Origin of the sequence: Marisediminitalea lipolytica (assembly GCF_001758465.1) — a bacterium.
In the GTDB taxonomy this organism is placed as follows: Bacteria; Pseudomonadota; Gammaproteobacteria; order Enterobacterales; family Alteromonadaceae; genus Alteromonas; species Alteromonas lipolytica.
Genome location: NZ_MJIC01000015.1, coordinates 684385 through 699095 on the forward strand (window position 1 = coordinate 684385; position 14711 = coordinate 699095).

At 48.1% G+C, this 14711-nt stretch carries 10 protein-coding genes and 1 pseudogene; 5 read left to right on the forward strand and 6 right to left on the reverse strand.

All coding sequences use genetic code 11. The features are described 5' to 3' along the window. Positions 1-66: 66 nt before the first annotated feature. Complete coding sequence (locus BFC17_RS17535) at positions 67-1509, reverse strand: flavin monoamine oxidase family protein (protein WP_070177774.1); 1443 nt, start codon at positions 1507-1509, stop codon at positions 67-69. A 161-nt stretch (positions 1510-1670) separates the two neighbouring features. Continuing rightward, the gene (locus tag BFC17_RS17540; RefSeq protein WP_070177775.1) at positions 1671-2378 is read right to left on the reverse strand and encodes a Crp/Fnr family transcriptional regulator; all 708 of its coding nucleotides are present in this window, start codon (positions 2376-2378) and stop codon (positions 1671-1673) included. 343 nt (positions 2379-2721) lie between these two features. On the opposite strand from BFC17_RS17540, the gene BFC17_RS17545 reads away from it, so the two are divergent. Continuing rightward, complete coding sequence (locus BFC17_RS17545) at positions 2722-3141, forward strand: acyl-CoA thioesterase (protein WP_070177776.1); 420 nt, start codon at positions 2722-2724, stop codon at positions 3139-3141. Next, on the forward strand, positions 3138-3581 hold the full coding sequence (locus tag BFC17_RS17550; RefSeq protein WP_070177777.1) for a PaaI family thioesterase: 444 nt from the start codon (positions 3138-3140) through the stop codon (positions 3579-3581). Before BFC17_RS17545 ends, BFC17_RS17550 begins: the two co-directional genes overlap by 4 nt. Positions 3582-3589: 8 nt before the next feature. On the opposite strand, the gene BFC17_RS17555 is transcribed toward BFC17_RS17550, so the two are convergent. Beyond that, complete coding sequence (locus BFC17_RS17555) at positions 3590-4147, reverse strand: YbhB/YbcL family Raf kinase inhibitor-like protein (protein WP_139142115.1); 558 nt, start codon at positions 4145-4147, stop codon at positions 3590-3592. 118 nt (positions 4148-4265) lie between these two features. Further along, positions 4266-6770, reverse strand: coding sequence for a TonB-dependent receptor (locus BFC17_RS17560; RefSeq protein ID WP_070177778.1), 2505 nt, complete (start codon positions 6768-6770; stop codon positions 4266-4268). Positions 6771-7516: 746 nt separating this feature from the next. Between BFC17_RS17560 and BFC17_RS17565 the strand changes: the two genes are divergently transcribed. The 3 genes and pseudogenes from BFC17_RS17565 to BFC17_RS22190 form a co-directional block, all read left to right on the forward strand. Beyond that, entirely contained in the window at positions 7517-9667 is a 2151-nt protein-coding gene (locus tag BFC17_RS17565; protein ID WP_070177779.1) for a TonB-dependent receptor, read from the forward strand. Positions 9668-10122: 455 nt separating this feature from the next. After that, positions 10123-10818, forward strand: coding sequence for a Crp/Fnr family transcriptional regulator (locus tag BFC17_RS17570; RefSeq protein WP_070177780.1), 696 nt, complete (start codon positions 10123-10125; stop codon positions 10816-10818). A 301-nt stretch (positions 10819-11119) separates the two neighbouring features. Next, positions 11120-11529 (forward strand): annotated as a pseudogene (locus tag BFC17_RS22190) (IS5 family transposase); the annotation flags it as partial. A gap of 238 nt (positions 11530-11767) precedes the next feature. Here the strand turns inward: BFC17_RS22190 and BFC17_RS17585 are convergent. Beyond that, a complete protein-coding gene (locus tag BFC17_RS17585; protein ID WP_070177782.1) occupies positions 11768-13225 on the reverse strand; it encodes an alanine/glycine:cation symporter family protein in 1458 nt (485 codons plus the stop codon). A gap of 49 nt (positions 13226-13274) precedes the next feature. Next, positions 13275-14603 carry an aspartate aminotransferase family protein gene (locus BFC17_RS17590; protein WP_070177783.1) on the reverse strand — a complete coding sequence of 443 codons (1329 nt, stop codon included), beginning with the start codon at positions 14601-14603 and terminating at the stop codon, positions 13275-13277. Between the last annotated feature and the right edge of the window lie 108 nt (positions 14604-14711).

The following is a 14711-nucleotide window of genomic DNA, read 5'->3' on the forward strand; positions in this document are numbered from 1 at the left end:
CACTCCAAAACATTACGCTGCACAATTAGTATCGTACAATTTTCTCAAATAGACAGTCTCTAGTGCTTAAGCACTAATTTTAGCTATTATTTCGTTGGCAGCGCGTTCACCCGACTCCAGTGCACCCTCCATACCAGAGCCCCATTGTGCCGTATGTTCGCCGGCAAAATGCAGGTTATCGGCTGGCAGAGCCATGGTATTCGCATAGCGCGCTAACTGGCCCGGGTGCCATACTGCAAAGCTGCCTTTTGACATGGCCTGATTGGTCCAGGTATAGGTTTTAACGAAGCGCACAGCGCCTTTGGCTTCTGGCAGTGCTTCGTAGAACGATTTAATGATTTTTGCCTCGGCTTCTTTTTGTGAAAGCTGAGCAATCATGTCGGCACCTTTACCATTTATCCAGACAGTGAGGTTGGTTATGCGGCCAACGTTACTTGGGTCGCTGGCAAATACGCGCTCGATTACCGAGTCAGACCACACATTTGGCAAGAATCCTTTTCCTTCCCAGAACGGTGTTTCAACTGCAAAGTGAGCCTGATATACCTTGCCATAGGCCAGCTGCTGGATAGCTTCTTGCTGGATTGCAGGCAGGGGTACCTGAATATCCACATTGCGTAAAGTTGCAAAAGGTACCGCTGCAATTACATATTTGGCTGAATGTTCACTGCCATCGGCGCAGGTCACGGTATAGTTTGCGCCGGCTTTAGCAATTTTGCTGACGACTGAGTTTAAGCGAACATCACCTTTTAAGTTTCTGGCCATGGCTTCGGGCACGCGCTGGTTACCGCCATTAGCCATTTTAAGTCCGCCTGGTGTGCGCATAGATTGCATCACAATGGCATTATTACGGTGTAAAAACAGTAACGAGGCTTCTTCCAGCCTGGGGCCGTAGTTATTGCTGATGCCGGCAATGTCGATAGACGCCTGATTAATGCCTTTGGCTTTAAACAAGTCGGCAACCGGGTAGTCGAGCTTGGCAAATTCAGGATTTAACCAGGCGTTGCTGGCATCGAAGGGCGGCATACCCATAACGGTGTTCAGCAGGCGGTCTGGTAAAACTGATTTGTAGGCTTCAGGAAACGGGTTTTGTGGCGCTGTAGCCCATTCGGTTGGCAGAATACGCTGGCCACCAGCATGAATAATCTGGCGAACCGGCTCATTGCCCAGCATAAAGTTAACGTTATGCAGCGGCACGCCGTTTTTGGCGGCAACGTAAATCATGCGGCCATAGTTTGGCCCAATAGTTTGGCCGCCCGCTTCGGGCGCGCCGGGGACTTCGTTAAGGGTATGCAAACGACCACCAATGCGATCGCGTCCTTCCAGGACTTTTACCGATAAGCCTGCTTGCTCGAGCAGGTCGGCAGCATACAAGCCAGACAGGCCCGCGCCGATTACAATGACGTCGGTTTTAGCTGCGGCCCAGCTCATGGGCGACAGCATGCTGGCCCCTAAAATTGCGCCACTGGCTTGTAAAAACTGACGTCGGTTAAATTGGTTCGATTTGCTCATAATGCAGGCATCTCTTTGCTGTGGCGGCTTAGCGCCAGAATTCCCATTACTGCATCCTATGGGCATGAAATCGGTGCAGCATTGATTATTGTCAAGTTAGCTAAGATGGAACGAAAAAGGAGTCACGCAGACTCCTTTTTGGCTGTTAAATAATTAGACCATCAGGTATCAGCAAGTTCACTGACTTTTGCGATATCAAGTATTTGCAGCACGTTAAGCTGAGGAAAAGCGATTAATCCATCGGCTTTTAACTTGGCCAGAGAGCGGCTTACTGTTTCAATGGTCAGGCCCAGGTAATCAGCCATATCCTGACGGGTCATATATAACTCGACCCGATCCGGGCGGGCACCGGGTAAACGTTCTAATAACTGCATAAACAAAAAGCATAAACGCTCGTGTGCTTTCTTTTGTCCAAGAATATACAGTTGGTCGAGGATCCGGTTAAAAATACGCGAGCTAATCTCGGCAATATTGGTTTTCAGGTGCGGTAATTCATCGGCCAGCGTGTACAGGCGTTTGCGGTTAAATTTGTACAGCTCTGTTTTGGTCAGGCTACGCACGGCGTAGTCGTAGTGGGCTGAGTTGGTGATACCTAAAAAGTCACCAGGAAATAAAAAGCCCAGAACCTGACGGCGGCCATTGTTAGAAACGCGCTCAATGGCGACAGTACCGCTAATCACATTGTAGACGTGATCAGAAGGCGCATTTTGGCGGAACAGGTAATCACCGGCATTACATTTAGTTTGGTCCGCACAGCTCTCCAGGGTATCCAACTCAACGTTGGTCATATCGTGAAAGAGTGCACAGTCGTTATACGCGAGGCGTCCATGCATCGGGCGAATATGTTTAGGGATAAAAATAGTCGACATAGCCGTATTACCTCTGTTTTGTGGCAACCCTTACTACCAGGCCTGCTACAGTTTACTCAAGAATAAAATAGCAATATTTGCGCCAGATCCAGATCTTTTGCGCCGATCCAGATAAACCGCCTTCTTCACAATGGTTTGTTATTATAATGTTAAAGTTATAATGATATGTCAATGTATTTATTTGGGGCGTTTGCCCCACATTGGAGCAGCGGATGTTTTAATGGAGTGCACTTTCCGTTCATGATTTATACTTGTGCTTAGACAAGAAAAAAACCGTTGCATACCCTATTTAATCTAATATGATATATAGTTATAACAATTAAACAAAATAGGAGTTTTAATTATGCGGTTTTTAACTCGCCGATTAGTCATGCCCAATGATTTAAATTATGCCAATGCGTTATTTGGTGGCCGTGCGTTAGAATGGATTGACGAAGAGGCAGCGATCTATGCTTCTTGTCAGCTTGAAACTAACAGCCTGGTAACCAAGCACATGGGCGCCATTGCATTTGAAAGTCCTGCTTTGCAAGGGGATGTGGTGGAATTTGGTTTAACCACCAAAGCGGTAGGCAGAACATCCATTACAGTGAGCTGTCTGGTGCGTAACAAGGCCACCAAAACCACGATTTGTCTGGCCGATGATATTGTCTTTGTTCAGGTAGACCCGGCAACACGCCGCCCGGTTCCCCATGGTAAAACCATGGAGATTTTGCGGGATCAAACGCGCAAGGAACTGTCTACCCTTAATCTGGATATGGTATGAGCGACTTCGATTTCGACGTACTGATAGCTGCGGCACATGATCGCGCCGCTAAACAGGGGCTAAAAGCTGGCCCTGCCCAACAAGGATTTACGGCTCTGTTTGGGCCGGTGTTTAGTAGTGGGACTGACTGCTATTTGTTTGTTGATGAGCGGCATACTAACCCTGAGGGTTTTGTGCATGGCGGGCTACTTAGCGCGTTTGTCGATTATGTGTTTTATGTCAGTGCGCTTGCGCAACTGCCTGACAACGCAGTTTGTCCGACTATCGATCTACAATTGCAGTATCTGGCGGCTGCCAGAGCGGGCGATACCCTTACCGGCAAGGCCAGTGTGCTGCGCGAAACTCGGGATTTACTGTTTGTGCGTGGTGAAGTGCTGGCTGATGACAAGCTTATTGTTGCGGCCAGTGGTGTGTATAAGAAGATACACCACCAGCCATAGGTTTTCCGTTAGCGGGAATAGGTAGTGGTAATGCTGCCTTTATCCAGCATATTGGCGTGGATCATAAAGCCTACCATAGCGCCGGTTGAGTCGGCCGCCACTTCGATTTTTTCTGTGCCCAGTGCATACACCGTTACGATATAACGATGGGGTTTATCTCCTGGTGGTGGACAAGCGCCACCAAACCCTGGGCCACCAAAGTCTGTTTTACCCTGTACGGCCCCAGCGGGCAGCTTAGCGCCATCAGGCGTACCAGCACCCACTGGCAACGACAACGTTGAGGCCGGCAAGTTATATACTACCCAATGCCACCATCCGGAACCGGTTGGTGCGTCGGGGTCGTACATGGTAACAGCATAACTTTTGGTGCCTTGCGGCCCGGCTGACCAGCTAAGATCCGGTGAGATGTTCTGACCACTACAGCCAAAACCGGCAAACACCTGTGACTGAGTTAACACGCTGCCATCCGGGGCTGCTTTACTGCTTACTTCAATAGCTGCCATCGACGCAGTACTGCACGCTAACAGTGAAAATAGCGAAACTGAACGAATAAGAGATTTAATCATAAAACGCTCCTTGTAGGGTGAACGTCAGGGAAACTCCCTGACGCTAATAAAATAAAGCAAAAAGCGGCATTATCCAAAGGATAAGCCGCTTTTAAGTTTTTTTACTTACGTTGACGAATTAGAAATCGTAACGGAAGCGCACACCAACTTCACGTGGTGTAATTGGGTCAACAACTGCTGCGGTCGCTGCAAACAGAGGGTGAGTAAAGTCGGTAGAACGACGACCCGTCGCCCAGCCATCTTTGTCCAGACAGTTAGTGCAGAACACTTCTAAGGCTAAACCGTCGTTGTTTTCAAAGCTCAGACGGAAGTTAGTCAGCGTGTAACCTTCAATGGTAGTCAGGTTCAGCTCATCGGCGAAAGTTTCGCTGCGGTAAGTGGTATCCAGACGCGCAGAGTAACCCCACTCAGCAGTCAGGTCATCAGAGTAAGTCAGACCAATTGCTGCACTGTGCTTAGGTGAACGAGGCAGCGTGTTACCGTTAGCCAGCAGGAAGGTACCGCGAGGTAAACCTAATGCGCTGCGCAGGGCATTAGAGGTGTAGTTGTCGTATTCACTTTCAACATAACCATAGGCAAACTGCACGTTCAGGTTATCGGTGATCATCCAGCGGCCTTCAGTTTCGATACCGGTCTGGGTGCTCGAACCTGTGGTAGTGGCTATCAGGAAGATTGGTGAAGTATAACCTGTTTCAGGGTTAGTAAACTGCGGGAACTGACCCGAAGATTTCTGGTTATCCCATTCCTGATAAAAAGCAACAACTGAGTACCACAGAGCGCCGTCCAGTGCTGATTGCTTAAAGCCTAATTCGTAGGCTTTCAGTTTTTCCTGATCCACTTCAACTTCAAGTTCTGGATACAGGCTTTGTGCGTAAGCTAAGTCAGCAGCGTCAAGGCTTGCCAGGGTATCGTTGAAGAAACCAGGCAGTACGGCTTCTGAGTATGACAGGAATACATTAGTGTTGTCATCCGGGCTTACAATTACGCTTACACGAGGCAGGAAGTCGTTGTAGCTAAGCTCAACTTTTTCACCCAGTGTAGAAGTGGTTGCACCCTGTTGAGAGTAGGATTCATCACGCTGATAACGGCCTTCCGCAACCACGGTAACCATGTCAGTAATGTCGTATTCTACCGAGCCGAATACCGCGGCTGTTTTCACGTTGGTCACATCCAGACCATTACCGCCGGTTGATAAACCGTAACCCAGCAGGAAGGTTTGATCGGCACCGTAGAATGGTGCATAGGCACTGTACAGGCCATCCCAAACGTTCCAACCACCGTCAACGTCACCCATCTGATCGATTTCAGAGAAGTTGGCGCCGATCATCCAGCGTAACGGACCCGCGTTATCAAAGTTTAAACGCGCTTCGGCAGACCATGATTCAAGCTCCAGGTAAGTAGACAGTGTCCAGGCCTGGATATCAGTTTGGTCAGCGTCACGAATTTGCGTAGAGTCTTTTTTGTTGTAACCCAGCAGGCCACTGAAAGTCAGGTCGTCGCTAATGTAGTAAGTTACATCCGTTGAAAATGCTAACAAATCAGAACGCAGACCAATGCGGTTTAGCGACGGGGTATCACCAGACTCCGGGCGTTCAGCCAGTAAATCGCTCAGGTGATAAGTGCCATCGCCAATACCGTTTGCTGATTGATCTTCAAAGAAATAGGCATTAGCAATGCTGATATCGTAAAAGCCAGTGTTGGTGCTTGGGCTGAAGTAAGGCACGTCACCCTGCAACCAGGCGTGGCTGAATGCAGTAGTAAAATCGCCGGCATTGGTAGGCAGTGTAATGGCTGAACCTACTGGCACGTTACCGATATTGGCGTAAGAAAGCGCCATAGCAGAAGGCGCGCCGTCGTCGTCTTCAGAGTAGGCTAAACGGGTTTTAATAGACAGTTTGTCATTCGGGTTAATCGCCAGGATTAACGACAGACCATCAGTGGTTTCTTCACCTAAAGCGCCGCCATCGTTAGCGGTAAATGGTGCACCCTGAGTGCGGGTGAATGCGGTTAAACGGGCATTGATTGAATCAGTCAGTGCACCTTCAACGTACACGTTCATGTCGTTGCTACCGAAAGTCGGGCTGTACGATGCAGAAATCTGACCGGAAAATTCGTCTTGTGGTGTAACAGTGGTGTAGTTGATTGCACCACCAAAAGTACCACGACCAAAGTAAACTGGCTGCGGACCACGAATAACTTCTACCTGGGCAATGTCAGTAAAAGACACTGAGCTTGCACCACCCAGAATGTTTACTGCATCAACAAAAAAGCCACCGGTTTGGTTAGCCGGAGTACTGATAGTCATATCCATACCACGGAAACGAATAACAGAGTTTAAACGGCCTGGCTGGGAGTTACCCATGTTCTGGAAATCAAGGTTAGGGGTAAAGTCGGCCAGTGACTCAAGTTCGGCCAGTCCGGCTTCTTCCAAATCGTCTGCGGTAAACGCTTTAACCGACAGTGGTACTTCGATAATGCTTTCGTCACGCTTACGGGCTTTAACCGTAATTTTTTCGAAATCATTGTTTTTATTCACCTCTGCGGCTACTGACGCAGCAATAGGAGACAGTGCAAATGCTACACCTGTTGCGAGCAAAACAGTTTTTAAACTTTTGCCAGACATAATGCTTCCTCCGAACTTTCGTTCACTTGTGTTTTCAATCAATACGTTGATTATTTTTGTTATTAATCAGTTATTCGTTGCAGACCGGAAATGCCTCGCCGGGGCGAATTTCACTGTGAGCCTGTGCTAATCAGAGTAGATAGGCCAATTTTTAATCGCATTGATAATTATCAAGGATGAGTCCTTTGGTGATTTCTATGATGGATTATGAGAGTGCCAGCCAGTGGAGATAATCCGTGGGTTAAGGACCACTCTTATCAACAATAAAAAAGATAAATAAATACAGTTTGTGGAGAATGATATGGTGATGATGTTAAGAGCCGGGAAATCGGTGGCGTTTTGCAAATGGCTAAAATCCTTATGCCGGGATCAAAATGCGTATAGCGTTGTGGTTGCAACGTCAGTTTTGGCACTCATAGAGGCGGCATTCAGCAGTATTTAGCCGTAGCTGAATAGCCTTTAGTGTTTAAAGAGGTCTGCGCGGTTGATGCGTTTTGTCAACCGTTCAGGCCTCTTTTTGTGTCTGTTCCCCGCCTTAGAATCTCTTGACATTTGTCATGGTCAATCCTCTGTCTCAGCCCTTAATGTCTGTTTAACGGATGTCAAAACGGCACCGCACCGAACCCCAATTCAAATAATAAACGTTGCTTTTAGTGTCGTAGCTGGCACGCAGTATAAAGCCTCAAAAGTCGTTCGGTTCATGCAAAGACAGCGATAACGCGTTGACTTACTGAGGAAACAAGACCATGAAACAAACCAGGCTAGCTTTTCTGATTTCTACCTCCCTACTTGGCCTGATGCCGTTAACTTCGCATGCTCAGGCAACGGAAGAGGACGAACTCGCAATCGAAAATATTACGGTTACCGCCCAGCGCAAAGCGCAGAGCGTGCAAAGTGCACCGGTGTCGATAACTGCCCTGAGTGCACGCGACATTGAGCGTATGCAAATCGATAACGCTAAAGATTTAAGTCAGGTAGCGCCTAACGTAACCATTCAGCCGGTAACCGGTGGTAGCGCCAGTATCGCTCCTTACGTGCGTGGTGGTGGTGTGCGCGATACGGCAATTATTACCTCTGAAGCTGAAGTGGGTATTTACATTGATGACGTATATCAACCACGCTCGGCGGCCTCGTTTATCGAAATGCTGGATCTGGAACGCATTGAAGTACTGCGCGGTCCGCAAGGTACTTTGTATGGCCGTAACAGCTCTGCCGGTGCGGTAAAATTTGTTTCCCGTACCCCGGATGAACTGTTTCGTTTTAAAAACGAAGCCGGTGTGGGTAGCTGGAACGAAGTGTACAACAAGCTGGTGGTAAGTGGTGCGTTAACCGATGACGGTGCGCTGCGCGGTGGCTTTTCTGCCATGTACCGCGACCGCGATGGCGGCCGCCAGTACAACGAAACCCTAAACAAAGACGTAGGCGAAGAACGCTTTGCTGGTATGCAGGGCGACCTGTATTACGTTGGTGAAGGTTACGATATTCGTTTTAAAGCTTATTACACTGATTACGACAGTGATGGTTTGCATGCATCAGCGCTGGATCCTACCCAAATGAACCAGCCTTATGCTGACATTCCGTTTGTATCCGGCAGCATCGACCGGGTTTCATCACCGGAAGAATCAGATACATCAGATAAGCAGTATGGTGCCAATCTGAAGGTAACCGCAGCGCTGAACGAAACGACCGAGCTGGTTACCATAACAGCATGGAACAAGCTGAAAGACGACTGGGCGGTGGGTTTTTCTGGTGGTGTGCAGCCTGCATTTCTGGGTATGCCTGGTGACCAGCCTATTGAGCTGTTCTACCGCGAGTCGGCCAGTGATCAGGACTCCTTTACTCAGGAAATGCAGTTACAGGGCGATATTCTGGATGGTGACCTGAGCTACATTGGTGGTTTGTATTACTTTAATGAGTCGGGCTCGCAATACATTAACAGCATGCTGTTTTTTGCACCGGGTTATACCGAATTTAACATCACTACCGATAGCTATGCCGGATTTGGTCAGGTTACCTGGCACGCCAGCGAACAGCTGGATGTGACTCTGGGCGGACGTTACACCAAGGATGATAAACAGCTGGATGCATTAGTTAGCGGCACGGTGGTATCCCGCGATGACGACTTTAGCCGTTTTACGCCAAAACTGGGTGTGGACTACAAAGTAGATGACAAGATGCTGATCTTCGCCAGCTATACCGGTGGCTTTAAAGCCGGCGGTTATAACGGACTGGCCAGCACCGCAGATGCGCTTAACACGGTGGTGGCCATGCAGTTAATGGATGCCTACGAAGTGGGCTTAAAGTCAGACTGGATGAAAGGTCGCCTGCGGGTCAACCTGTCAGCGTTTTTCAATGACTACGAGAAACTGCAACAAGGTGTTGTGACTAACGAAGGTGTGTTTATTGCCGAAAACTACGATGCCGAACATAAAGGGCTTGAAGCGGAAGTGCAGTACCGCGTCAGCAGCGAATTCTCGTTGTGGGCCAATGGGGTTTATCAGTCTAACGAATACACGAATACCTATGCTTCCGAAGGGCAGCCTTCAGGTGCGCTGCTGGGTAACAGCATGACCGGTGCTTTTGATTATCAGTATGCTGCCGGTGGCGATTACACCATAGACATTGGCGATGGTGTGTTTAGTGTTGGCGCTAACATGAACCGCCGAGGTGATTACTATTCAACGGCGGATAACGCAGAGATTGGCCATGTTCCGGCACTGACACTCTACGATGCCTACATGTCTTATGAATATGAAAACTGGACGGTAAAACTGGCTGGTAAAAACCTGACCGACGAGAAATACTGGTTTACCGGATTTGGTTTCAGTGTGGTACAGCCGCGCTTTATGGCGGATCCACGCATGTGGCGTTTATCGGTTTCCTATTTGTTTGAGTAACGATTAATCGGATAGTCTCCCTTTGCCAGAAAGGTAGTCACACTGACTACCTTTTTTTTGCGCCGTTGTTGTGCGAGGGTGCACCGATATCGGCCAGTAAGTCGCGTTAGTGGTGGTGCAGTTGTCATACGCTTTGCTAAATCTGGTTTTTTATCTTCGTCTATTCAATTTTCACGTTCTTTAAATATTCACAAAAGGGTCATTTTTATTTAATTTATACTATTGATATATCATTAAAATAATTCTATCGTAAAAATGATGTTAATGTTGAGCGTTTAAAAAAGCAGCGAATCTGACAATCTTGTCAAAAATAATAAATCGATAAGAAAAACCTGCACGATTTTTGCACAGCTTTAGCGGTGTTATTCAGCTTTCCCGACGAAACGTCGATTCTGGCAAGACATGAAGTCTTTCCTTGTTAAGAACAGTTGTATTTCCATCAGGAGTTTACCAACATGCTGAGTCTTACTAATCCGGTAGCAACCAGTGCGCTAAACAGTCAGTATTTGCTATTTAAAAACCTCACCGATGCCGAGTTGCAGGATCTTGCTCAGCATTCGCGATTACGTATCCAGGAGCGTCATCAATACCTGTGCATGCAGCATTCGCCGTCTGACCGCGTATTTAATATGGTGTCTGGCGTGGCTATGGTAGAGCGTATTTCTACCGCCGGACGTCGTCAGGTGCTGGCGTTTGTGTTTCCGGGCGATTTTATTGGGTTATCCAACTCGCCCTATTTCGAGTACGGCATTCGCTGTTTATCAGGCGCATCGGTGTGCGAATTTAATCGCCGTGACTTGTATTTGCTGTCAGAAAAAATTCCATCGCTGAAAGCCAACTTAAAGTTTATCCGGGCACTGGTACAGCAGCTCACCTTCGACCAGCTTTACATGCTGGGGCAAATGACAGCCTATGAGCGTATTTGCTTTATGATTATCGAGTTACTACACCGAATTCCTGGTGCGACTTATGACTGTATCGAGCTACCCATGACCCGGGCCGATATTGCCGATTATTTAGGTTTAACGGTGGAAACCGTGAGTCGCTCCCTGAGCAAGTTAAAGCGAGACGGACTGATTGCTACGCCAACCTCTACGTCTATTCGGGTGTTAGACAGAGAAGAGCTCGAAGCGGTTGCCAATATTCAGTAATCTTGTTGGAGAGTAATAAAGTTTCATACTGTCTTAGAGGGCTTTGAGCGTGAAGCAGACGTTAGAGGTGCGTCCGTTGTAGGTTAGCGAATGGTATTAGTCAGCTGAACGATAGTGGTTAAAACAACCACTATCGTGTTTCTTATAATGAACTCTGCTTGAGCAAGCTGTTGTATTTTCTAACCGACGCCTGATAAGACAATTGAAACTCTGATGCTAACGCTGTAAGCACTTCCTGGTGGGTTGGTTCATTATTAGCGATTTGTTGGTAGGCCAGTTTTAATACTTCAAAGCCGGCATCCCGGATATGCATCAGACCAAGAAAGGCAATGAATGGCACTTCGGCATGAAAGCCCATATTGGTGTGGATGCCAAGAGTGGCCTGACCCATACGCTGGTGACCACCGCCGCTAACAAGCATGACCTGAATCATTTGCACAACCTGTTGCATGGCGAAGAATAATTCGCTTCCGGCGATGCCGGTTATCAGGGAGCAGAGAAACGGGAAAGTTGCAAGATACGAATGTGGAATGGCTGATTGCCGAACGCCCCGGTAAAGTCCGGGCACTGAAAAAGCATCCCCGTAAAAACAAAACGGCCATCAACATCGAATATTTAAAAGCCAGCATCCGGGCGAAAGTTGAACACCCGTTTCGCATCATTAAATGTCAGTTTGGCTTTATCAAAGCACGTTATAAAGGGCTGATGAAAAAGTTTACGTTCAATTTTATAGTTTTCATCGTTCTTATACGTATTCTGGCTGTAAAGGCAATATGTAGGTTGTTTTTACGGGATCGTCCATCTGGTTTCTGGCTGCTGGCTGCTGGCGGCGAGGGCTTTACTCTTCAACTTCAGGCTGCGCATTATTGCAACGGGCGCATTCAGGATTTATTAAAAGTCATGCCGCCGCAATAGGCTAAGCCCTGCTGCTTTCAGCGATTGGATGAGGCTACTCACCACAACATCGCGAAGTGACATGAAGGCGATTGTCCCAAAATTCTGCGTTATTTATCCCTAATTTAGCGGGATGAAACACCGGCTCAATTCCTCGCTTGCGTTGCTGTTCGTAATCTTTTAATGCGATCAGCACAGGCTTACTTAACATCACCATGGCAACAAAGTTGATCCAGATAATTAACCCCATTCCCACATCACCAATAGCCCAGGCTTCAGACGCAGTGATTGAAGCGCCGTAAAAAGTACACAGAATAATGACCGCTTTTAAGAGTAGGTTGCCAACCGTAAAGCCTTTACCCCGGATTAAAAACGCCAGATTGGTTTCAGCTATATAAAAGAAAGCAATCACCGAGGTAAACGTGAAAAACAGTAGTGAAACAGCAATGAAAGCTGAGCCACCCCCGGCAAAAACCGTATCGATGGCAGCCTGAGCATAGGCCGGACCCATTTCGACGCCCTCAAGATTATTCACCAGTAATGAGCCATCGGCAGCGAAAGTGTTATACATGCCGGTCGATAAAATGATAAAAGCCGTTCCTGTGCACACAAACAGTGTATCTATATAGACAGAAAACGCCTGAATCAGCCCCTGTTTTACCGGATGTGAGACCTCCGCCGCGCCCGCATGATGTACTGCAGTCCCCATACCAGCTTCATTAGAGTAGATCCCTCGCTTAACGCCCCACCCAATAGCCGCCCCCACAATACCTCCAAAGGTAGAATCCACCGCAAACGCGCTGCTGATGATCAACCTCATTACCGCTGGAAACGACTCACTATTCACCACCAGCATGAAAAGAGTAACCAGAATGTAGCCGAAGGCCATGAAAGGCACCACCACCTGAGAGATACGCGCGATGCGTTTTACCCCGCCCAATATGACGACCGCAAATACCAGGGTGTATATGCTCCCCGTTATTACGGGCTCAATATCAAAGGCATTGTCTATTGCCATCGCGGCTGTACTGGATTGAATCTGCGGCAACAGAATAGCCAGAGCCACAATAGCCGCCGCTGCAAATAACCGGGCAAACCCTTTAGAACCGATTCCCTTTTCGATATAAAAAGCCGGTCCGCCACGATACTGCCCGCCATAATTGACTTTATATATTTGCGCCAGTGTCGACTCCATAAAGGCACTCGCCGCACCGATAAACGCAACGACCCACATCCAGAACACCGCACCCGGCCCGCCCAGTGCAATGGCCGTTACTACACCGGCAATATTCCCCGTACCTACCCGACTGCCAACCGAAATCCATAGCGCCTGCAAAGGAGATACTCCAGCGTCAGAACCGTGACTATCCCGCAAAAGATACCAGGTTTCTTTAATTAAGCGGATCTGGCAAAAACGGGTAAGCAATGAAAAAAACAGACCCAGTACCAATATCAGATACACGACCGGGGGAGCCCACAGCACGCCATTTAATGTAGTGATGATAGTGTCCATGGGGTTAAATCCTGCGTTGATGTTGTTGGGTTAACAAGGGGCTTAATGCCTAATTTAATAAGGTTTTTTCAACTTCACTGATAGCGTTATCCAGGATCTGGATCCCCTCATCCAGCTCGGCATAAGTGACCGTAAGTGGTGGCGCGATTCTGAACACGCCGCCCATGCCCGGCAAGCACACTATATTCATATGTAAACCCCTCTTGAAGCACTCTTGTGTAATCAGATCGCCTATTTCTTCTGAACGTTCCTTGCGCTTTTTATCCCGCACAATTTCGATCCCCTGAAGTAACCCGCGTCCTCTGGCATCGCCGACGACCTCATGTTTTTCCACCATTGCTTTAAGCGCTTTAGCCAGATAGTCCCCTTTTTCGCGGGTTTCCTGAATCAGGTTATCCCGCTCAATGACGTTCATCACCGTACAACCTACCGCCGCGACCAAAGGGTCGTTAACATGAGAGGTGAAAAATACAAATCCGTTATCTTTAGCTTGTTGCTCTATCTCGTCTGTGGTGACCAGTGCTGCCAGCGGTAAGCCTGCTCCTAACGTTTTAGAAAGCGTCAGAATATCCGGTGTCACATCATCATGTTGAAAACCATACCAGTTACCGGTGCGTCCGAAACTGGTTTGCGCTTCGTCAAAAATTAACAGCATGCCGCGCTCGTGGCATTTTTGTTTTAGCGCAGCCAGGTAACCCGGAGGCGGCACCAGGATCCCTCCGCCAGACAGGATCGGCTCAACAATGCAGGCCGCCAGGCTTCCAACCGACTGGGCATCGACCATTTCAAAGCCATAATCCAGCTGTTTACGCCAGTCGAGATTACCCTGCTCATCAACAAAATCCGGGCGATATTCGTAAGGTGTTGGAATGGCCAGTTGCCCGGGTACGGTTGGATAGGTATTTTTGCGCGCAGAAGAATAAGTTGCTCCGCCGGCGGCTTCGGTTAAACCATGCCAGGAGCGACTGAACGAGACGACTTCAAATTTGCCGGTCACAATTTTTGCCATACGTAATGCGGCCTCATTAACCTCTGAGCCCGTTGATAAGGGGATTACTTTATTAAGCGGATCGGGCACGGTTTGCGCGATGTGAGTACACAGGTTAATGCTAGGTCTCGATAACATGCCACTAAACAGGTGGTCGAGTCGGTCGCAGGCCTCACGCATGGTTGCCACCACATCCGGATGCGAGTGACCAAGGGTCGAAGACATTTGCCCGGAGGTAAAGTCGAGAATTTTCCGCCCCTCTTCAGTATAGATATAACTCCCTTTAGCGCGATCAATGACTTCCGGTACAAAATAAGGTGCACCATACCGGCCTACATGTCGTTGGGTGTCCCCCCAGGGATCCGGTCTTTGCTCAAACGGTTCAATCATTTCTGGTTCTGCTCATCAAACACTTGTTAGTGTTTTGAATCTAAAGCGCCAGACAATTTAAAACAATCAAATGTTTTTAAAGAATATGTTCATTTTTTATGAAGTATT